The following is a 20,888-nucleotide window of genomic DNA, read 5'->3' as shown; positions in this document are numbered from 1 at the left end:
TGCACTATAGCACAGGGCGCAATTTTCAACGTGGATTGAGGGCAAAGTAGCGCTGTGCGTTGTTAAAGCAAATATCTTGCAGCATGCTGCCAAGTACGGCTTCATCGTGCGGCACAATGCCATCCTGCACCCATTGACCGAGCAGGTTGCACAGAATACGGCGGAAGTATTCGTGACGTGTGTAAGAGAGGAAGCTGCGTGAATCGGTCAGCATCCCGACAAACTGGCTGAGCAAACCGATTTGAGACAGTTGCTCCAACTGGCGCAGCATGCCATCGCGCTGATCGTTGAACCACCAGCCGGAACCAAACTGCACTTTTCCGGCGATGCCCGCACCTTGGAAGTTACCTGCCATGGTCGCCAGCACTTCGTTGTCACGCGGATTGAGGCAGTACAGAATGGTCTTTGGCAGTTGATCATTAACATCCATCGCATCCAGCAGGCGCGAGAGCGGCAAAGCAATATTGTTATCGCCAATGGAGTCAAAACCGCTGTCGGCACCGAGCAAACGGAACAGGCGAGTGCTGTTGTTGCGAATGGCACCGATGTGTAACTGCATCACCCAATCACGTCGTGCATATTCGGAACCCAACCAGACCAGCACCGCGCTGCTAAACTGCGCGATTTCCCGTTCGCTCAGCGTGTCGCCGTTGCGACGTTTCGCCAGAATGGCGTCCAACACGCTATCGTCGGGAACAGGTGCAAAGCGCAGCACTTCAATCCCGTGATCCGCTGCACGACAGCCATGGGCAGAGAAGTGATCTAAACGGCGTAACAGCGCGGTGCGCAACGCATCAAAGTCGGTGATCGCCACATCCGCTGCTGCCTCCAGCCGTCCCAGGTATTCAACAAAGCCTTCAAGCTCAATCTTGAACACCTTATCCGGGCGCCAGCTTGGGGCGACATCAATATCAAAGCTGCTGTCTTCAGCAATCTGACGATGATATTGCAGCGAATCAACCGGATCATCGGTGGTGCCAACCATACGTACATTCATTTGACGCATAATGCCGCGTGCAGAAAATGCCGGGGTTGCCAGTTTCTCGGCGCATTCGTCCCATACGCGTTGTGCGGTGTCCGGCCCAAATAACGTATTGGTGATGCCGAATGGGCGACGCAGCTCCAGATGCGTCCAATGGTAGAGCGGATTGCCCAGCGTTTTGGGCACGGTGTGGGCCCACGCGAGATATTTATCGTAATCGCTCGTAGATTTACCGGTGATCAGTGATTCATCCACGCCCGCAGCACGCAAGGCACGCCATTTGTAATGGTCACCTTCCAGCCAAATCTGACCGAGGTTTGCGAACTGACGATCCTCGGCGATCTCCTGCGGGTTGAGATGACAGTGATAATCGTAGATCGGCATATCGGCGGCAAAGTCATGGTACAAACGACGCGCAACGTCGCTTTGCAGCAGGAAATCGTCATCCATAAAGTGCTTCATTTCGGCTCCTGATTCAGGGATGCAACGGCGGCACGGGCACCATGCTGGCAAAGTTGCGCGTACACCTGTTGAAGATGGCTGACGAAGCCCGGATTGGCGGGCAAATCGTCTCCAAAAATGGTTCTCACGGCAAGCAGGGCGCTAACACGGGCATCGCCTTCTGGCGTGTGCTGGTTGATGTCTTTTAGCGTAGCAATTAATGGGTCAACCACATCAAATGCTTCACCTCGTTCATTTTGTCCGAGTACGTAACGCATCCAGCCAGCAATGCCCAGCATCAAGTGGCGATAGTCACTGCCCTGCAGCAAGTGATAGCGCACGGAATCGAGCCAGCGCTGTGGCAGCTTCTGACTGCCATCCATCGCAATCTGTTGCGTCCGGTGGCGCAGCGAAGGGTTGCTAAAACGCTCAATCAACTGGCTGGCATAGGCGTGCAGATCGATCCCCTCAGGCATCGACAGCGTAGGTGCCTGCTCTTGCATCATCAGTGCCAATGCCGCCTGGCGATAGGTCGGGAGTTGCATGGTTTCAGCGATGGTTTCACAGCCACCCAAATACCCGAGATAGGCAAGAAATGAGTGACTGCCGTTGAGCATCCGCAGTTTCATCATTTCAAAAGGCGCAACGTCGGCCACAAACTGCGCGCCAACGCGATCCCATTCTGGGCGACCGTTGACAAACTTATCTTCGATCACCCATTGCCGAAACGGCTCACAGGCCACGCCACAGGGATCGTCTACGCCCAGTAGCGCACGAATTTCCTGTTGAGTTTCGTCGGTCACTGCGGGAACAATGCGGTCAACCATGCTGCTGGGGAAAGTCACGTTCTCATCAATCCAATGCGCCAGTGCGGTATCGCGCAACTGCGCCAGGCCCACCACAGCGGCGCGCGCTACATGGCCGTTATCACGCAGGTTGTCGCAGGAGAGCACCGTAAACGGCCCAACACCGCGTTCACGACGAACACGTAATGCTTCGACGATGAAACCAATGGCAGATTTAGGCGTCGTGGGGTGCGCAATATCATGTTGTATCAACGTATTGTCAGCATCCAACTCACCGTTAGCACCTTGGGTGCAATAGCCTTTTTCCGTCACCGTCAATGAAACGATAGCGGTTTCCGGACGAGCCAGCGCGTCGATAATGCCGTCGTGTCCATCCAGCGCAGGGTGTAAGGCTTCTTTGATGGCCGCAACGAGGTGAACATCGTTCTGCTCGGCACCTTTTTCCGTCACGCTGTAGAGCAGATCTTGCTGGCGCAGTTGTTCGACCAACAGTTTGCCGCTCGCCGACATCAGGTTGACCTCACAAATGCCCCAGTCAGTGTCGCTGATTTCTAGCAGATGATGCAGATACAACGCCTGATGCGCGCGATGAAAGGCGCCACAGCCGATATGCACAATACGCGGTACCAGCCGCTGATGATTCCAGGCGGGGCGGGTGACGTTTAGCTCGCCATTGGCAAGGTTGTGTTCCATGTAAACTCCATTCGACCCGATGCGCATAAATGCGCACCCTACATCGGACCGATGCATGTAAGGGAGAGGCCCCATATGGCCTACCGGTGGATTTTGGGGGGATGTTCCCTACAGCCTACCGATGGATTATAGGGTCGCCATTTATGGCGACCACGACGGCGCTAAGCTTTCAGAAATAAGCGCGATGGATCGCCAGCTCCACACCGCGAATTTCCGCCAATCCTTTCAGACGACCAATGGCGGAATAGCCGGGGTTGGTTTTCTTTCTTAAATCGTCGAGCATCTGGTGACCATGATCAGGGCGCATCGGAATCAAATCCTCCTGACCGGCCGCTTTACGGCGATGTTCTTCTTCAGCAAGCGCTTTGATCACCGCGAACATGTCGACATCGCCGCCCAAATGCGCCGCCTCGTGGAAGGTGTTTGGATTCTCTTCGCGTTTGGTTGACCGCAAGTGCGCAAAGTAGATACGCGGACCAAAACGTTTCACCATGCCGGCGAGGTCGTTTTCAGCTAAGACGCCATAAGAACCGGTGCACATGGTGAACCCATTCGCCGGGCTCGGTACGGTATCGATCATCCACTGTAAGTCTTCTGCATGGGAGACAATACGCGGTAAACCAAGAATCGGACGAGGTGGATCATCCGGGTGAACAGCCATACGAATACCGGCTTCTTCTGCTACCGGAATAATGGCGCGCAGGAAGGTAGCGAAGTTTTCACGTAATTCAGCTTTGCCGATACCATCATAACGGGCTAATTGCGCACGGAACTGGTCCAGCGTGTAACCTTCTTCTGCACCCGGTAAACCCGCGATGATATTGCGCGTCAGGCGGGTTTTATGCGCTTCGCTCATGGTGGCGAAACGCTCAGCTGCCTGCGCTATTTCAGTGGCGCTGTAATCCTTCTCCGCACCGGGACGCTGCAAAATGTGCAGTTCAAACACGGCAAATTCGATCTGATCGAAACGCAGGGCTTTCGCGCCATCGGGTAACAGATATTCAAGGTCCGTGCGCGTCCAGTCGAGAATCGGCATGAAGTTGTAGCAAACTGTTTTGATACCGCATTGCGCCAGATTTCGCAGCGACTGCTGATAATGACTGATCCACTTCTGACACTCACCGCTGCCGGTTTTGATCTCTTCGTGAATCGGCACGCTTTCCACCACTGACCACACCAGACCAGCGGCTTCCACGATGGCTTTACGCTGCATAATTTCGTCCACCGACCACACTTCGCCGTTAGGGATGTGGTGCAGGGCGGTGACGATGCCGGTCGCGCCAGCCTGTCGTGCATCGGCAAGAGAAACGGGATCATTTGGGCCATACCAGCGCCAGGTCTGCTTCATGTTGTTACCTCTTCTCGGCCCTGAGATGAAACTCAAGACGATTCTTATATTGGTTGACCTATTTATCGGTTAGCGCACTGTTTATGACATGGATTGCGCTTTCAGGCCCTAAAATTCGACTCTTTGACAGCGGATGTCAACCTGGTTAGCCATTTTGGTTAACCAGATCACAAATGCGGCATCTTACTGGCGACCAGATTCAGCATCTGTGGTTCACTCCTGGCGGATGGTTAGAGATGACTTACTGAAGTCGCTCCTCAACAACAAGCAGCAATTCCTGTGCGGCAACCAGCGATATTTCCGGTTTATCAATAGCCCGCGCAAAGATCACAGGATTTGTAAGCTCATGATGTTAATAAAGATTGGAGAACCAGATGAACCGCAGTTTGAATCCAGGGATCGCTGCCGCTGGCAGCAAACGCACCTTCCGCAATTTGCGCTGGTGGGTATTGGTGTTGTTCTTAGCGGGCGTTACCGTCAACTACATCACGCGTAACTCATTGGGCATTCTGGCGCCTGAGCTGAAAACCAGCCTGGGCATCACTACTGAACAATATTCATGGATCGTCGGTGCGTTTCAGCTGGCGTATACCTTCTTTCAACCGATTTGCGGCTGGCTGATTGATGTGATCGGTCTCAAAGCCGGCTTCCTGATTTGTGCTTCGGTCTGGGCGGTTGCCTGTCTGTTCCATGCCGGGGCGGCGAGCTGGGTGCATCTTGCCATTCTGCGCTTTGTCATGGGTGGCGCGGAAGCTGCGGCAACACCTGCCAACGCCAAAGTGTTAGGCGAATGGTTCCCGAAAAAAGAGCGTCCGGTTGCAGCGGGTTGGGCCGGCGTGGGCTTCTCAATTGGTGCGATGTTGGCGCCGCCGATCATCTATTTTGCTCACGCTTCCTTCGGTTGGCAGGGCGCGTTCCTGTTTACTGGTTGTCTGGCGCTGGCGTGGGTGGTGCTCTGGTGGTTGCTGTATCGCGATCCGGAAATTCATCCCAATCTGTCTACATCGGAACTCGAATTCATTCGTCAGGATAATGAACCTCCCGCCGTCAAACTCCCTTTCTTCAAGGCACTGAAAAGCGTTTCAAAAAATAAACGTTTTTACGGTATCGCCATTCCTGCCTTTATGGCCGAACCGGCGTGGGGCGTACTGAGTTTTTGGGTGCCGCTCTATCTGGCGAAAGATCTCGGGATGGATCTCAAGCAGATCGCCATGTTTGCCTGGATGCCGTTCCTCGCTGCGGACCTCGGCAGTGTGGCCAGTGGCTATCTGACGCGTCTCTACACCCGTCTGTTTGGTTTTAGACTGGTCAACTCGGTGGTCGCCAGCTCGGTCACCGGCGCTTTCCTGATGCTCTCCCTCGCGCTGGTGGCGATGACCAAAGATCCCTACTTCGCGATTGCGCTGATCTCGATTGGCGGTTTCGGTCACCAGATCATCTCCTGCATGCTCAGCGCGCTGGTGGTGGAGAAATTCGATAAGGGCCAGATGGCCACCGTCAACGGTATGCGCGGTTCCTTCGCGTGGATCTCCAGCTTCCTGTTCTCACTGGTGATCGGCGTCACCGCCGACAAGATTGGCTTTAACCCGCTGTTTGTCGCCATGGGCTTCTTCGACCTGATTGGCGCGGTCTTCCTGATTGCATTTATTGCTGAACGTCGCGCCCAGCGCGCCTGAATAAAGTAGGTAACAATGAAAACCTTAAAAAATTGGTCACTCACACATTCTGATCAACACCATGTTGCATTAACCGTCGATGGAAAATACACGCTGAACCTGTATGTGCTGGAATCTGGCATGTTCCGTGTCTCGATTAAACGCCAAAGCGGCTATGCGCTGGACCGCACCTGGAGCATTGCGCCAGACAGCGATGTGCCGTGGGAAGGGCGTTCGCGTGACAGTCTGGCAGGCTTTACCCTGCCAGGATTCACCCTGGAAGAAGAGGGCGATACGCTGGTGGTCTCCACCGATGTGCTGCGCGTGATTGTCCATCAGCCGCTGGCGCTGGAGTGGCAACATCGTGATAGCGCTGGCGCCTGGCAACTGCTGACCTGCGACCGCCCAACCAGTGCCTATCTGATTAACGCGCACGGCGATGGCGTGGCGCACTACCAGCGTCGTATGAATGACGATGCCTATTACGGCCTGGGCGAGAAAGCCGGTGACCTGCAGCGCAATGGCAAGCGTTATGAAATGCGTAACCTTGATGCGATGGGTTATAACGCCTCTTCAACCGATCCGCTGTACAAACATGTACCCTTTACCATTACGCGCCGCAGCGATGTGAGTTTCGGCCTTTACTACGATAACCTCAGCAGCAGCTGGTTTGATCTCGGCAACGAGTTGGATAACTACCATCAGCCTTATCGCCGCTGGCAGGCTGAAAGCGGCGATATTGATTACTACCTGTTTGTTGGCAGCAAAGTGCTGGATGTCACCAAAGCCTTTGTGCGTCTGACCGGTAAAACGCTGTTTGGTCCGAAATGGAGCCTCGGCTACAGCGGTTCCACCATGCACTACACCGATGCACCGGATGCGCAAAATCAGCTGATGAACTTCATTCGCCTGTGTGAAGAGCACGACATTCCGTGTGACTCTTTCCAGCTGTCATCGGGTTATACCTCGATCAATAACAAGCGCTATGTATTTAACTGGAACTACGACAAGGTGCCGCAGCCGGAAGTGATGAGCCAGGCGTTTCACGATGCCGGTTTGCGCTTGGCAGCCAACATCAAGCCATGCTTATTGCAGGACCATCCGCGTTATGAAGAAGTTGCGGCGCAAGGCTTGTTTGTCCGCGATTCGGAACAGGATGCGCCAGAGCGCTCGGTGTTCTGGGACGATGAGGGTTCACATCTTGATTTCACCCATCCGCAGGCGGTGGCCTGGTGGCAGGAAAATGTCACCCAACAGCTGCTGGCGAAGGGCATTGACTCGACCTGGAACGACAACAACGAATATGAAGTGTGGGACGGCGAAGCGCGCTGCCACGGCTTTGGTACGCCCATCGCCATCAAGCATATTCGCCCGGTGATGCCACTACTGATGATGCGTGCGTCAATGGAAGCGCAGCAGCGTTTTGCTCCAGAGAAGCGTCCTTTCCTGATCTCGCGTTCTGGCTGCGCCGGCATGCAACGCTATGTGCAAACCTGGAGCGGTGATAACCGTACTAACTGGACGTCACTGCGTTACAACATCCGCATGGGCCTGGGGATGAGTTTGTCGGGACTGTACAACGTGGGTCATGACGTGGGTGGGTTCTCGGGTGATAAGCCGGATGCAGAATTGTTCGTGCGTTGGGTGCAAAACGGCGTGATGCATCCGCGTTTCACCATTCACTCGTGGAATGACGATCACACGGTGAATGAACCCTGGATGTATCCGACAGTTACCCCTGCGATTCGTGCTGCGATTGAACTGCGTTATCGCCTGCTGCCCTACCTCTATACCTTGCTGTGGCAAGCGCATGCTGATGATGAGCCGATGCTGCGTCCAACCTTCCTCGACCATGAGCAGGATAAACAGACCTTCGCTGAGTGCGATGAGTTTATGCTGGGTCGCGATTTGCTGGTGGCCAGCGTAGTGGAAGCCGGTCAGCGTGAACGCCGTTTGTGGCTGCCAGATAACCAAACAGGTTGGTATGACTTCGCAACGCAGCAGTGGTATAGCGGCGGCCAGTGGATCACCTTGCCAGCACCGCTGGAAACCCAGCCGATGTTGGTGCGAGCCGGCGCTGCATTGCCGCTCAGTCAGCGTTTGCGTCATGTGGATGCGCAAGCGGATGACCGCCGCACGCTGCAACTTTATCCATTACAGAGTAAAGGCGAGAGCAAAGGTCTGGTATTTGAAGATGACGGTGAGTCCTGGGGTTATCAGCAGGGCAACGCCTTGTGGTTAAGCTGGGAAATGCGCAGCGATGCCGAAGCGATTCACCTGAGCTTCCAGCGTAAAGGCGATTACCAGCCAGCCTGGGAAACGCTGCAGATCGCCTTGCCAGCCGGAGAACGACGCCAGCTTTATATTGATGGCGTAGCGGTTGAAAAAGCGGATGCGCAAAAGGTGATGGCGGACATCGCGAGTCACTAATTGCCAGCCTTAAGGAGGAGTGTGCAGCAATGCGCACTCCTCAAACTCACGGCGTCCGGCCTTAGCAGCGCGTCCTGGGAGTAACACGCAATAGCTTCATCAGTTCGCTATTCATAAACGGCGCCTCAAACTTAACTTTTAATTAATCTATCAACCCTTTCGCCCGCGCCAGCAAAAACGCGGTCACGGAGGTGGCATCGGTGACTTTCCCTGCCAACACCAGTTGCAGAAACTCGCTGATCTTCATTTTTCGCGCGGTCAGCCCAACTTCTTCCGCATCCAGGCTTTGTCCCTGATAGCGCAACTCGCTGGCAAGGTAGATGTGGTATCCCTGCGCTGAATATCCCTGTGCCAGTTTTTGATAGCCAACATACTGCCAGCGATCGGCAATTAACCCGGTCTCTTCTTGCAACTCGCCAGCGGCCAGCGCTTCGGGTGTGGCGCCAGGGTCGAGTTCCCAACTGCCCTGAGGAAGCTCAATGGTGCGTTCACTGATGGGATAACGGTACTGCTCCACCACGAAAATACTGTCCTGTTCTACCGGAAGAATCACCACAAAATCGTTCTTTTCAATCACTGAGTAGATGCCTTCACTGCCATCCGCCCGTTGAATTTTATCTTCTTTAAGGGTCATCCAGCGATTGCGATAGATTTCTGTCGATGCGAGGGTGTGAATTTCAGGTTTCAAGATGGGCCTCCATGAAGTGAATCATTGAATCAATGATTTAAGCCTATAACGGCGGCGCGAGAACAGGGTATTTATCTGTTTTTGTCCATTACTTGTTTCAGCGCATTAAGAAATACCGTCACGCGTGCGGGTAATTGTCGCGTGGTAGGGAACAGCGCCCAAACACCGAGCATCTGTGGTTGGGCATCGAGTAGATCGATGGCAACCAGTGTGCCTGCCGCCAGTTCTTCCCTTATGTCCCACTCGGATAACTGCGCAATGCCGCTGCCGGCCACACAGAGTGTACGCACACCCTCTACGTTACTGCCACTAAAACGCCCCTCCACGCTCAAGCTGGAAATATGTCCATCAATGATAAAGCTCCACTGCACCACACCGGAAAGTCGCAGGCAGTTATGCCTGTGAAGATCATTCAATGTCTGAGGCGTACCAAAGCGTTGCAGATAATCGGGGGAGGCGCACAGCATACGCGGGTTGTCAGCAAGACGATGAGCAACCAGACGGGAGTCACGCAGCGGTGCAATGCGAATGGCGACATCGTAGCCCAATCCCACCAGATCGGTCACATCATCACTGAGCTGAAATTCAATGCGCAGTTCGGGGTTCGCCTCCATTAAAGCAGGTAACAAAGGGATGATGGTGCGACGGCCAAATCCTGAAGGTGCCGTAATACGCAGTTGCCCGGTCGCACCTTGCTGGTGTGGGGAAAACAGATTGCGTGCGCTCTGCTCGGTTTCCGCCAGTGATTTAGCGTAAGGCAGAAACTCTTCCCCCTCTACCGTTAGCGCGATAGCGCGGGTGGTGCGGTGCAGCAGACGCACGCCGAGATCTTCCTCCAGCGAGGCCAGCCGCCGCGACACTGTCATCGGCGTGGTATTTAGCCGACGTGCTGCCTGCGTCAGGCTACGTGTTTGCGACACCATCAGGAAAACCTCAATATCTTTGGAATTCATCTTAACGATTTCCGTTATACAGACGTATCATCTTTGGCCATTTTTGCGCTTAATGCGACACACTATACTGCGCACTGACGATAATCAGGAAGCACAAGGCAAAATGGCCGATAAACACTTATTTCAGAGCGGCACGTTAAATCGCCTCGCATTGAAGAATCGCATCATGGTTGCGCCCATGACACGCATCTCTGCCACGGTGGATGGCGTGCCAGGCGAGCGTATGAAGCACTATTACACCCGTTTCGCTCGCGGCGGTTTTGGCACCATCATTACGGAAGGATTGTATATCGATGAAGCCTGGTCGCAGACTTACGCGTTCCAGGCTGGTTTGGTCAATAGCCGACAGGTCGCGGGCTGGCGTGCCATTACGGATGCTGTGCATCAGCATGGCGGCAAAATCATCGCGCAACTGATGCATGCAGGCGCGATTTCCCAGGGCAATATCTACCGACGCGATACCCTTGCCCCCTCAGCCGTGCAACCGCGCGGAGAACAGCTGGGCTTTTACCATGGTCATGGCGACTATGCGTTGCCGACAGAAATGAGCGAGGAGCAGATTCAGCAGGCAATTGACAGTTTTGCCGAGACTGCCGCGCGCGCGATTGGTGTAGCCGGATTTGATGGCATTGAAATTCATGGTGCGAATGGCTATCTGCTCGATCAATTCTTCACGGATTACACCAATCAGCGTCACGATCGCTGGGGCGGCGATATCACAGCACGCTTGTCGCTGACCCTGGCGGTGATCCGAGCGGTACGCCAGCGCATTGGTCAGGATGTCACCTTAGGTGTGCGTATTTCACAGGGTAAAGTGAATGATTTCCACCATAAGTGGCGGGAAGGGGAAGCGGGCGCAAAGCAGGTGTTCCGTCTGTTAGCGGAGTCGGGCATTGATTACCTGCACCTCACCGAATATGATGCGCTGCAACCCGCGTTTACTGACAATGCACGCTCGCTGGTGCAGCTTGCTCGCGAGGTGGCACCCAGTCTGACCATTGTGGCAAATGGCTCGCTGTCAGACTGCCATCGTGCCTCACAGGCACTGGAGCAGGGGGCTGATTTTGTGGCGCTGGGTAAAAGCGCGCTGGCCAATCCTGACTGGCCGATGCGTATCCGTGATACAGCGCCATTGCGTGAGTTCGATAAAAATCTATTAGCTCCTTCAGCAGATGTGAAGGATTGCGAGTTGGTGTAATTATTTAACCGCGCTAAAAGAGGGTGATAAGCACGGGTGTAATGCACACCCCGTGCTTGCCATTACTGTTTGAACGCCCAACCCAATTTGCCATCTTCAGAAATCAGCTTGTCCAATTTCTTCTCGTTCACCTTTTTCATTGCGCCGAGCTTTTCAGCGGTCAGCGCACCGCTATCGCTTTGCGCAATTACCGTGTCTTTGGGAATATCCGTGATTTTTTCGGCAATAGCACTCACTGCTTTGCCATAACCTTTGCGATCGTGCAGATCGAATGATTTCAGCGGCAGCTCAGTCTCCAGCCATTTACCCCAATAGAATTCAAGGAACGGCGGGGGATTGTCCTCTTTCTCGAAGCCGATATCGCGCACGAAATAGACCAGCGAACGATATTCGTCATCCTGCATATATTTACGGCCGAGTTCTTTCGGCAGGTCATGCGGGGTGATTTTGCCTTTGGGCGTATCCAGCCAGACCAGATGCGCGGCCTCCATTTGCTGCCAGAAAGCACTCATGGTTTTCAGATTGCGGAAATCATTGGTGATGCGCACCTGCACGCGTGTTTTCAAGCCACCAATGTCAGCAAAGTTACTGAAAGTGTGGTGACCATCCGTGAGGTAGAGTGCATTATCCGGGGCGATGACGGCGGTTTTCATCGGTCCTGGCTGCGCACCCACCGGGGTTTTACAGGTGAAGCTGTCTGGATCTGAGATGCGTGATTTGCTGTTGAACTTGTCTACGCCTTTCTGTCCCATGCTTTCACAAAAATCATCGAACAGCTTTTTGGGATCGGCCTGGTAACGGTGCAGTTTGTAATCCAACTGGCGGTACCCAATCGCGGCTTGCGTGGGATGCAATTGTGATAACTGCACCTGCACGATATCACCCGCTTTGATATCAGCAGGCAGTGCCGCTGACGCCTGACCAGAAGACCACAATAGTGCTAACAGTGACCACGGTGTTCTCATTCCCTTTCCTTAAATGGCCGATAACGAAGCCGCTACGATAGCATTTCTGTCATCTTGCCGCTTTAGTGTTGTGCTTCGCCGTTGACCTGATACATCCCGTTATCCAGACCTCTGACCACATTGGAGCTTGCTATGGCCCTTGCCGCTGTCCAACCGGCTAAACTGCAACACACCGTCATCGATCCTAGCGTGCGTATGCGCGAAACCCACATTGGTCAGCAATGTGAGATTCTCGCCGAAAGTTATCTTGAATATAGCGAATTGGGTGATTTTTCTTACCTGGGCGAGCACTGTTGTGTCGCTGATGCGCAGATTGGACGTTTCACCGCGATTGCCAATCAGGTGCGTATTGGGGCACCGAATCATCCGATGGATCGCGCCTCCCAGCATCGTTTTACCTACTGCCCGGAATATTATGACCCTCAGGCACAGCGTGATGCGGGTTTTTTTGCCAACCGTCGAGAGGACCGCGTCATCATCGGCAACGATGTGTGGATCGGTCATGGCGTGATTGTATTGCCGGGCGTGACCGTCGGCGATGGTGCGGTATTGGCTGCTGGCGCGGTGGTCACTAAAGATGTGGCACCTTACACCATTGTTGGCGGCGTGCCTGCGAAACCCATTCGTGGCCGTTTCACGCCGGACATCGCGGCTCAGTTGCAGGCGATTGCGTGGTGGAATTGGCCGCTGGAGAAACTGATGGCACATCTGGCGGACTTCCAGTCGCCAGACATTGCTGCGTTCTGCCAGCGGCACGCGGTATAGAAACTACATCGCCTGCGGTGCTGCTACTGCCGGTGCATCGGACTGCAGGCGTTTCTCGGGTTGCAACAGCGTCATCGCCAGCATACTGCCAAAAGCTATGCAGGCGGTGACGGTGAACATCGCGTTGTAACCGTAATATTCCGCTAACCAACCGCACAACATTGGAGAGATGATCGAGGCGAGATTGGCAATCGCCAGCGTCATGCCGCTATAAGCACCTACTGAGGCCTTCGGCGTCACATCAATCACTACAGACCAATACACGTTATTCACCAGCGCATTGAGCGCGTTACCCAGCGTCATCAGTGCGATGATACCTGTCGCTGAACTCATCCATGGAATCGCCATAAAACAACAGGCGGTCGCGCAGAGCGTGATGGCCGCAAAGACGTTCCTTGCGAGGCGAAGATTGTTAAAGCGTGCCAGCAGTCGATCGGCAATACGCCCGCCGAGCAGGACAGTGAAGCAGGCACCGCTCCACGGAATCATTGCCACGTACCATAACGAATGCAGATCGTAGTGGAAGTTATCCTGCAGATATTTAGGCAACCAGGTCACCAGGGTGAAGGTGATATAGAGGAAGCTGAAATAACCGAGCGCGTTGCACACCAGGGTACGGCTGGTGAAGAAGCGCCACCATGGCAGCGCGCCGTCATGTTGGTTTTCACGCTTTTGTCCATTGATAATCAGCTGCCGTTCAGCCACGTTGGCGCGCGGGTGCAACAGCGGCGTGTCAGTAAAGTTACGCGCAAACAACAGCATGGCCAGCAGAGAGAAAGCACCCAGCAGAATAAACATCATCCGCCAGTCGTTGGTTAACAGCAGCAGTCCTACGGCAATCGGGGCCGTTAACAGCGAACCGACCTGGGTGCTCAGCAAACCGATGCTCAAGGCAAAACCGCGTTCATTATCTGGCGCCCAGTGAGCAATGGTTTTGTTCATCAGCGCATAGGCTGGACCTTCGGAAAAACCAAACAGGATTCGTAACGCGGCAAACCCCATAATGGCTGAACCACCAAATATGGCCATGCCGACTTCTCCGGCCCATGCAGTAGCCATTTCCAGCAACGACCACAGGATGCCCGCCATCAGCCACACCTTTTTAGTACCAAGTCGGTCGGCAAGAAAACCACCACACAGCGAGCCAAACAGATAACCGAAACCGAAATAACTCAGCACCGCGCCCAGTTGGACTTTGCTGAAATGAAACTCTTGGGAGATGGCGTTAGCAGCAAAAGAGAGCGCGCCGCGATCAACGTAGTTAATCAGCGCGATCAAAAACAGCAGTGAAAAAATTGTGTAGCGAGTAGAGGATGCTTGCATAGCGCGACTCCTGAAAAAGAACACAGAAATCATTAAGCAAAGCTGATGCCAAAATGGTAAGGCTGCTAACAACTAGTGAGAGTCTGCAAGGAAAGCCCCAAATGTAATAAGGGTGATCAACAGGTTGCTCATGGTTAGACTCTTTGCACCAGCATGATCACATAAGCGTTCTTTTATAGTGCGGGGAGTCATCAATTTTTCATTTTTAAATGAATGCAATATTGGTAACCGCGCACTCTCTCAAGTAAACTCAAAAGTGACTATTTTTGAGATTGCTTGAGATGAGATTACGCCGCCCACCCAAACAACTGCTTGATACCCAGACCCACGCTGAGACAGTGGAACTGCTAAGCCGCTATGCTGAGTGGGATATGCGTTATCTGCATTTCGACGAGCTTAGCCGTCGTATCCGGGATGCTGATGAACGATTGGCCGCGTGGAGCGCGTTAAAATTTAAACGACAGAGTAGTGCTCAGCACTTCGTGATTGCGTCACAGGAAGTGAGTTGCAACTTTACCGCCAAAATTAACGCGGCCATTTCTCTGGTTGATCGCATGACCTTTGCGCGCAACGGTGAGCCGACTGATGAAGACGCGGCTTCCTACCTGATGTCCCAATTGATCATGGAAGAGGCGATTTCTTCCAGCCAGCTTGAAGGGGCCGCAACCACCTCGCGGGTGGCCATGGAATTACTGGCGGTAGGAAGGGAGCCCCGCAACGAAGATGAGAGCATGATCATGGGGAATTGGCGGCTGATGCAGCATATTGCCGCAATGGGCGAGGGGCCGCTGACCCGCGCCGATATCCTGCATATGCATCACATCGCCTGTTCCGGCATCAATGACGAAAAATATCGGCCCGGGGAAGTGCGCAGCAACAATGACGTATTTGTCGCCGGGCGAGATGGCGACATCATTCATCAACCGCCCGATTATGCCGCATTGAATGGCATGCTGGATGAGTTATGCGCTGAAGTTGAGTTTCTTGAACAGCAGGAGACACACCCGTTGCTGGTCGCGTGTATTCTGCATTTTGCCATTGGTTACATTCATCCCTTCAATGATGGTAATGGACGTACGGCTCGTGGCTTGTTCTATCATCATTTGATCCGTCGTGGCTATCACGCCTTTCGCTATATTTCGATCAGTAAACTCCTCAAGGCTGCCGCCGTTAAATACGGAATGTCTTACCTCTACAGCGAAACGGACGAGCTTGATCTTACTTATTTTGTCCAATTCCAATGTGAAGTCGTCATGCGCGCGGTGCACGCTTTCACAGAGCAAATTACCACGCTGCATCAGGAACGGGCGCGCCTGGTGCATTGGGTCGAAGAGAATATGTCGTTGGCGAAAGGTGAGCTGGATATCATGGCGATTGCGCTGCATGCGCCGGGTTCGCTGTTGAGCGCCGCAGGGGTCAAAGCAAGACTCGGTATCGCAGATAATACCGCGCGCAGTCGGTTAAAAAATCTGGCCGATCAAGGCTTATTGAGACCGATCAAAGAGGGTAAGGGCACGGTGTATCAAGCGCCGGTCTCCTTATGGAAACTCAAAGAGTGGCTGAAAAAACGTTGAGATATCGCAAGTAATCGCAAAAAGCATAACTTTTGCGATTGCTTGCGATCATCAGCGAACGTATCAATGAAAGCGATTAGCCGGCTTAGCAAGACCTAAACGTTCGCGCAGTGTGCCCGCAGCATAATCCTGATGAAACACCCCTGCATCTTGCAAACGCGGTACCACCTGGCTGAGGAATAGATCTTCATTTTCATCAATATAGGTGGGGAGAATGACAAACCCATCACAAGCCTGATGTTGATACCAATCGATCATCTGCTGCGCGATATGATCCGCCGTGCCAGTGGGTGAAGGGAACGACAGGCTCTCCGCATAACGTTTCGCCATCTCGCCAAGCGTCAGATTTTGCTCGATCGCGCTGGCAATGACATATTGGAAACGGCCTTTACTGCCGGTGATCTGTTCACGCAAATCGGGCACCGGTCCATCCACCGGATACTGTGACAGGTCGATATTCATGCTGGCAGAGACAAAACTAAGGCCGGATTCCACGGTGATCAGTGATTTGAGATATTCAGCACGATCGCTGGCATCCCGTTCGCTGTGGCCAACAATGGGCACTAAACCCGGCATGACACGGAGTTGATCGGGTTGGCGATGGTAGTGTTGCGCACGTTCTTTGAGGGTTTGATAAAATTGCTGCGCGCGTTCCCGGTTAGGTTGCACCACAAACAGCATCTCTGCATGTTGGGCGGCCAAATCGATAAAAGCCTCAGAAACACCGGCCTGAATCACCACCGGATGCCCTTGCGGCGGACGGGGCAGGTTTAGGGGACCCTGCACCTCAAACGATTCACCCTGATGGTCGAAGCGATGAAAACGCGCCGGGTCGGCAAAGCGTGCGCGGCTTTTATCTACCACCAACGCATCCTCTTCAAAGCTGTCCCAGAGGGTTTTCATCACGTCGATGAACTCTGCCGCTCGGCGATAGCGATCCTCATGGCTGAAGTGCTGGCTGCGGCCGAAATTACGTGCTTCGGCATGGGTAAGTGAGGTCACCACGTTCCATGCCGCGCGCCCATTGCTGATGTGATCGATGTTGGCCAACTGCCGCGCGGTGGTATAGGGTTCGGAATAGGAGGAGGAGACCGTACCGCCTAAGCCAATACGATCGGTGACTGCCGCCAGTGCGGCCAGTAAGGTGAGCGGCTCAGACCAACCCACCTGACGGTGCTGCACGGTATGTGCCAGATGTCCGCCATACACATCATCAATTGCTAACTTATCCGCCACAAAAATCATATCGAGTTTTGCCGCTTCCGCGCGTTGGGCAATTTTACGGTACAGCGGCCAGTTACGGCCGCCGGTCGTGGCGGCCTGCGGATGGCGCCAGCCCCCCTGATGAATGCCTGAGTCGAGATACAACGCCAGATTCATCATGGTTTAGACGCTCCCTGTTTTTCAAAGAATGATGCATCAACCAGGCTGCTTGCTTGCAGGCCGGGTTTGATTAATCCGCTGCGCGCGAAGGTATCAATGGCGGCCTGCTGGCGCTGTGCCACCAGCGCATAGTCTTCAACCGGGGCATTGTTTTCACGCTGAACTTTACTCAGGGCGACGTTATCAGGCAGGCGCAACAACGATGCGATGCCATTGGCATACTCCTGCGGGTGAGCCACGCCCCATGCGCGAGCGCGTATCAGGCGTTGCCGAAAATCACTCAGCTCCGTGCGTTTACTGCTGATCGCACTATCGGTGGCCACCAGATAGTTGGAGACGGGGGCCTCCTTACCGTCGATAGCGATGCGATCACCTGACTGAGCTACCGCAAAGGAGACATAGGGTTCCCATGTCGCCACGGCATCCACTGCGCCGTTATCCAGTGCTAATGTCGCTTCAGCAGGCGTGGTGAAAACAAAGTTAACGCTGTCATCAGGTAATCCGGCCTGGTGAAGTGCGTTGAGCACCATGTTTTGGCCTGATGAGCCTTTCACCGTGGCCACTTTTTTACCTCTGAGGTCGGCAATGTTACGAACAGTGCTGTCCTTTTTGACCAGCAATCCGTTGCCCAGATATTGCGAGGCCTGAATGGCGCGAATTTTAGCGCCTGCCGCTACCGCAAAAGCCAGCGGACCATCACCGACTAATCCCGCATCCAGATGCTGAGAATTGAGTGATTCAAGCAAGGGAGCGGCGTTAGGAAATTCGTACCATTTGATCTCATAAGGCAGATTGTTGAGTTCACCGGCGGCGGACATCACCGCTCGGGCGTTGCCTTTTTGATCGCCCACCACGAGTTCGGTTTTGGCAGCAAAAGCGTTGAAGGTGATGGCCAGCATTGCGCTGGCGATAAGCGTAACTTTCATCGTGTTTCCCTGAGAAAAAAGAAAACAGCGTAAGTTTTCCGCTACAGCAGGCGTAGTAACAAATCCGCGCAACGTTATGCAGTGAGCGCAAAAGCCGCAACGGGTAAAATATCACGCATCGGGCGTTATCAAAAAATGCGATTTATCCTCACTAATGATTAATTCTCACGACGAAAATTAAAACGTGATTTCAGTCACACATTGAACTCGGCGGGATTCATCAGTCATTAGCCCGGCTACATTCATAAGCGGAGCTAACGACACACTCAGCAACGGGTTTTTACTGTTCGATAACGTACGTTAAAATTCTGTTGAGTTTATGTAGGTTTATTTTGGGTGGTAATTGATGAAAAACGTTGAGGGATTGGCATGGTTAACAAATTAACCAGTATCGTGCTGGCGATTCTGGCATTAGCGCTGCTCTATATGGGCGGAAAATTGCTGATGCTGGGCGGCAGCGCGTTCTATGCACTGATGGCGGTGGGCTTGCTGATTACCGCTATTTTACTGTTCAGAAACCAGCGTAGTGCGTTGACGCTGTATGCGGTTCTGATGTGGATTACCCTGGCCTGGATTATCTGGGAAGTGGGCTTTGATAAATGGCAATGGATCCCTCGTGGCGATCTGTTTGGCGTGATCGGCCTGTGGCTGGCGATGCCGTGGGTGGTCAAACCGCTGTATCAGGGCGAACGCCACTTCCACTCCTTCCTGGGTGGCACCGTCATCGTGATGATTGTGGTGGTGATCGGTCTGTGCTTTTACGATCCGTTGCCGCAAGCGGGTACCATCAGCAATGCGCGTGAACAAGCCAGCGAGCAGGGTGCCGCTAACGACTGGACCGCATACGGCGGGACCACTGACGGTCAACGCTTCTCTTCACTGAATCAAATCACCAAAGAGAACGTGCAAAACCTCGAAGTGGCCTGGACTTATCACACTGGCGATTTGCGTCAGGATGCGGATGCCAGCGAATACACCTTCGAAGCCACCCCGGTGAAAGCCAATGGTATGTTGTACTTCTGCACGCCTCATAACGAAGTGCACGCACTCGATCCGGAAACCGGTGCGGTGAAGTGGAAGTACACACCAAATAAAGATCGTTCTTACCTGCAGCAGCACCAGACCTGTCGTGGTGTGAGCTATTACGAGCAAAGCCCGGTTGCTGCGCAAGATTCAGCTGCGGCTCCGGCTATCTGCCGTAAGCGCATCTTCAACGCCACTACCGATGCACAGCTGATTGCACTGGATGCCGATACCGGCAAACCTTGTGCTGATTTCGGCACTAACGGCGTGGTGGATCTGCATGCCAACATGGGCGAAGTGCGTCCGCATGCGTTGATGCAAACCGCAGCGCCTTTGGTGGCGGGCAAACTGGTGATTGTCGGTGGTTCAGTCATGGACAACGGCTTCAACAGCGGTAACCCGTCTGGCGTGATTCGTGCCTATGACGCCGAAACCGGTCGTCTGGTATGGAATTTCGATCCGTCGAACCCAGAAAATACTGCGCCAATCGCTGCGGGACAAAATTATCCGCAGGATACGCCCGTCGCCTGGGGCACGCTGAGCGCTGACCTGAAAAATGGTCTGGTGTATGTGCCGTTTGGTAACGCGTCTCCGGATGAAGTGGGTATCGAACGTGATGCCAACAGCAACACGGAGAAATTCCGTGATGCACTGGTGGCGCTGGATCTGCAGACCGGTGCGTTCAAATGGCGTTATCAGAGTTCGAACCACGATCTGTGGGATCGCGATAACCCATCGCAGCCGTCATTGCTGGATATCGATTATCAGGGCCAGAAACAGCCTGTGGTGATCCTGCCAACTAAAACCGGCAACCTGTTTGTCTTGAATCGTCTGACCGGTCAGCCGGTGTATCCGGTTAATCAGGTGAAGGTGTCCACTGAAGGCGGTGTGCCGGGTGAGAAGTTTGCCGCGACGCAGCCGGTTTCGAGCCTGAACTTCATTCCAGACCCGCTGACTGAGAAATCAATGTGGGGCATCACGCCGTTTGACCAGATGTCATGCCGCATGGATTTCCGTTCGCTGCGTTATGATGGCAACCCATGGACGCCAGCCACTGAAGCCGGTTCGCTGATCTTCCCGGGTAACATTGGCGTGTTCAACTGGGGTTCTGTGGCGGTTGATCCGCAGCGTCAGATGCTGATTGCCGCACCGGTGCGCCTGGCCTACAAATACAACCTGATCAAGCGTACGCCGCAGACCGAAACGCAGCGTCTGTTCACCAAAGATGGCCAGCCATACTGGAATGAAAACTTCCAGGGTGACTACGCGATTCACATTCAGCAGCTGGCGTCTGGCCTGGGTATTCCGTGTATTGCGCCACCGTGGGGTCGTATGGTGGGCGTAGACCTGAAAACCGGGAAAACCGAGTGGTTGCGCCGCGTGGGTGTGACTAAAAACCTGAAGACCAGCTTCCTGCCGGGTCGTTTCCTAATCGGCTTCCCGATGGGCATGGTGGCACACGGTGGCCCGTTGCTGACAGCGGGTGATCTGGTGTTCCATGGCGCAACCGCGGATAACTTCTTCCGTGCTTACGACAGCACCACCGGTGAGCTGCTGTGGCAGACCGAGCTGAGCGCGGGTGCGCAGGCCACACCGTCAACCTTTATGGGTAAAGACGGTAAGCAGTACGTGGTCATCGCGGCGGGTGGTCACGGTTCGCTGGGTACCCAGGCGGGTGACAGCGTGGTCGCGTTCCGTTTGAAGTAATGAAGTCGTTTAAAGGAGCGCACCTGTA

The 20,888-nt window shown here is 53.9% G+C and carries 15 protein-coding genes; 6 read left to right on the top strand and 9 right to left on the bottom strand.

Annotated features, from left to right (window positions below):
* Window positions 1-25: 25 nt before the first annotated feature.
* The 3 genes from uxaC to uxuA form a co-directional block, all read right to left on the bottom strand.
* Window positions 26-1,444 carry a glucuronate isomerase gene (gene uxaC, locus VI01_RS05710; RefSeq protein WP_045814324.1) on the bottom strand — a complete coding sequence of 473 codons (1,419 nt, stop codon included), beginning with the start codon at window positions 1,442-1,444 and terminating at the stop codon, window positions 26-28.
* A complete protein-coding gene (locus VI01_RS05705; RefSeq protein WP_045814323.1) occupies window positions 1,441-2,922 on the bottom strand; it encodes a fructuronate reductase in 1,482 nt (493 codons plus the stop codon). Before VI01_RS05705 ends, uxaC begins: the two co-directional genes overlap by 4 nt.
* Before the next feature lie 169 nt (window positions 2,923-3,091).
* Window positions 3,092-4,270 (bottom strand): mannonate dehydratase, encoded by a 1,179-nt coding sequence (gene uxuA / locus VI01_RS05700; RefSeq protein ID WP_045814322.1) that lies wholly within the window; start codon window positions 4,268-4,270, stop codon window positions 3,092-3,094.
* Window positions 4,271-4,644: 374 nt separating this feature from the next.
* Here uxuA and VI01_RS05695 point away from each other — a divergent pair, with 374 nt between their 5' ends.
* The gene (locus VI01_RS05695; protein ID WP_045814321.1) at window positions 4,645-5,946 is read left to right on the top strand and encodes an MFS transporter; all 1,302 of its coding nucleotides are present in this window, start codon (window positions 4,645-4,647) and stop codon (window positions 5,944-5,946) included.
* 15 nt (window positions 5,947-5,961) lie between these two features.
* Complete coding sequence (locus tag VI01_RS05690) at window positions 5,962-8,355, top strand: TIM-barrel domain-containing protein (RefSeq protein ID WP_045814320.1); 2,394 nt, start codon at window positions 5,962-5,964, stop codon at window positions 8,353-8,355.
* 142 nt (window positions 8,356-8,497) lie between these two features.
* On the opposite strand, the gene VI01_RS05685 is transcribed toward VI01_RS05690, so the two are convergent.
* Window positions 8,498-9,043: an NUDIX hydrolase gene (locus tag VI01_RS05685; RefSeq protein WP_082082033.1), complete on the bottom strand. Its 546-nt coding sequence runs from the start codon at window positions 9,041-9,043 to the stop codon at window positions 8,498-8,500.
* Window positions 9,044-9,114: 71 nt separating this feature from the next.
* A complete protein-coding gene (locus VI01_RS05680; protein WP_045814319.1) occupies window positions 9,115-9,996 on the bottom strand; it encodes a LysR family transcriptional regulator in 882 nt (293 codons plus the stop codon).
* A 103-nt stretch (window positions 9,997-10,099) separates the two neighbouring features.
* On the opposite strand from VI01_RS05680, the gene VI01_RS05675 reads away from it, so the two are divergent.
* A complete protein-coding gene (locus VI01_RS05675; protein WP_045814318.1) occupies window positions 10,100-11,194 on the top strand; it encodes a tRNA-dihydrouridine synthase in 1,095 nt (364 codons plus the stop codon).
* A gap of 62 nt (window positions 11,195-11,256) precedes the next feature.
* Here the strand turns inward: VI01_RS05675 and VI01_RS05670 are convergent, their stop codons facing one another.
* Window positions 11,257-12,159, bottom strand: coding sequence for a ParB/Srx family N-terminal domain-containing protein (locus tag VI01_RS05670; RefSeq protein ID WP_045814317.1), 903 nt, complete (start codon window positions 12,157-12,159; stop codon window positions 11,257-11,259).
* 132 nt (window positions 12,160-12,291) lie between these two features.
* Between VI01_RS05670 and VI01_RS05665 the strand changes: the two genes are divergently transcribed.
* On the top strand, window positions 12,292-12,924 hold the full coding sequence (locus tag VI01_RS05665) for a DapH/DapD/GlmU-related protein (RefSeq protein WP_045814316.1): 633 nt from the start codon (window positions 12,292-12,294) through the stop codon (window positions 12,922-12,924).
* A gap of 3 nt (window positions 12,925-12,927) precedes the next feature.
* On the opposite strand, the gene VI01_RS05660 is transcribed toward VI01_RS05665, so the two are convergent.
* Window positions 12,928-14,247 (bottom strand): MFS transporter, encoded by a 1,320-nt coding sequence (locus VI01_RS05660; protein WP_045814315.1) that lies wholly within the window; start codon window positions 14,245-14,247, stop codon window positions 12,928-12,930.
* Between the two features lie 281 nt (window positions 14,248-14,528).
* On the opposite strand from VI01_RS05660, the gene VI01_RS05655 reads away from it, so the two are divergent.
* On the top strand, window positions 14,529-15,821 hold the full coding sequence (locus VI01_RS05655; protein ID WP_045814314.1) for a Fic family protein: 1,293 nt from the start codon (window positions 14,529-14,531) through the stop codon (window positions 15,819-15,821).
* Between the two features lie 63 nt (window positions 15,822-15,884).
* Here the strand turns inward: VI01_RS05655 and VI01_RS05650 are convergent, their stop codons facing one another.
* On the bottom strand, window positions 15,885-17,204 hold the full coding sequence (locus VI01_RS05650; protein WP_082082032.1) for an NtaA/DmoA family FMN-dependent monooxygenase: 1,320 nt from the start codon (window positions 17,202-17,204) through the stop codon (window positions 15,885-15,887).
* Window positions 17,201-18,130, bottom strand: a complete 930-nt coding sequence (locus tag VI01_RS05645) for an aliphatic sulfonate ABC transporter substrate-binding protein (RefSeq protein ID WP_045814313.1) — start codon at window positions 18,128-18,130, stop codon at window positions 17,201-17,203. Before VI01_RS05645 ends, VI01_RS05650 begins: the two co-directional genes overlap by 4 nt.
* 369 nt (window positions 18,131-18,499) lie before the next feature.
* On the opposite strand from VI01_RS05645, the gene VI01_RS05640 reads away from it, so the two are divergent.
* Window positions 18,500-20,860, top strand: coding sequence for a membrane-bound PQQ-dependent dehydrogenase, glucose/quinate/shikimate family (locus VI01_RS05640; RefSeq protein ID WP_045814312.1), 2,361 nt, complete (start codon window positions 18,500-18,502; stop codon window positions 20,858-20,860).
* Window positions 20,861-20,888: the final 28 nt, after the last annotated feature.

Source organism: Pantoea sp. SM3, from assembly GCF_000963995.1.
GTDB lineage: Bacteria > Pseudomonadota > Gammaproteobacteria > Enterobacterales > Enterobacteriaceae > Pantoea > Pantoea rwandensis_B.
This window is presented reverse-complemented; position numbering and strand designations above follow the sequence as displayed.

Coding starts and splice junctions, on each gene's coding strand:
- VI01_RS05695 (WP_045814321.1), top strand. CDS start 4,645: ATGAACCGCAGTTTGAATCCAGGGATCGCTGCCGCTGGCAGCAAACGC.
- uxuA (WP_045814322.1), bottom strand. CDS start 4,270: ATGAAGCAGACCTGGCGCTGGTATGGCCCAAATGATCCCGTTTCTCTT.
- VI01_RS05705 (WP_045814323.1), bottom strand. CDS start 2,922: ATGGAACACAACCTTGCCAATGGCGAGCTAAACGTCACCCGCCCCGCC.
- VI01_RS05690 (WP_045814320.1), top strand. CDS start 5,962: ATGAAAACCTTAAAAAATTGGTCACTCACACATTCTGATCAACACCAT.
- uxaC (WP_045814324.1), bottom strand. CDS start 1,444: ATGAAGCACTTTATGGATGACGATTTCCTGCTGCAAAGCGACGTTGCG.
- VI01_RS05660 (WP_045814315.1), bottom strand. CDS start 14,247: ATGCAAGCATCCTCTACTCGCTACACAATTTTTTCACTGCTGTTTTTG.
- VI01_RS05640 (WP_045814312.1), top strand. CDS start 18,500: ATGGTTAACAAATTAACCAGTATCGTGCTGGCGATTCTGGCATTAGCG.
- VI01_RS05665 (WP_045814316.1), top strand. CDS start 12,292: ATGGCCCTTGCCGCTGTCCAACCGGCTAAACTGCAACACACCGTCATC.
- VI01_RS05655 (WP_045814314.1), top strand. CDS start 14,529: ATGAGATTACGCCGCCCACCCAAACAACTGCTTGATACCCAGACCCAC.
- VI01_RS05675 (WP_045814318.1), top strand. CDS start 10,100: ATGGCCGATAAACACTTATTTCAGAGCGGCACGTTAAATCGCCTCGCA.
- VI01_RS05680 (WP_045814319.1), bottom strand. CDS start 9,996: ATGAATTCCAAAGATATTGAGGTTTTCCTGATGGTGTCGCAAACACGT.
- VI01_RS05670 (WP_045814317.1), bottom strand. CDS start 12,159: ATGAGAACACCGTGGTCACTGTTAGCACTATTGTGGTCTTCTGGTCAG.
- VI01_RS05645 (WP_045814313.1), bottom strand. CDS start 18,130: ATGAAAGTTACGCTTATCGCCAGCGCAATGCTGGCCATCACCTTCAAC.
- VI01_RS05650 (WP_082082032.1), bottom strand. CDS start 17,204: ATGATGAATCTGGCGTTGTATCTCGACTCAGGCATTCATCAGGGGGGC.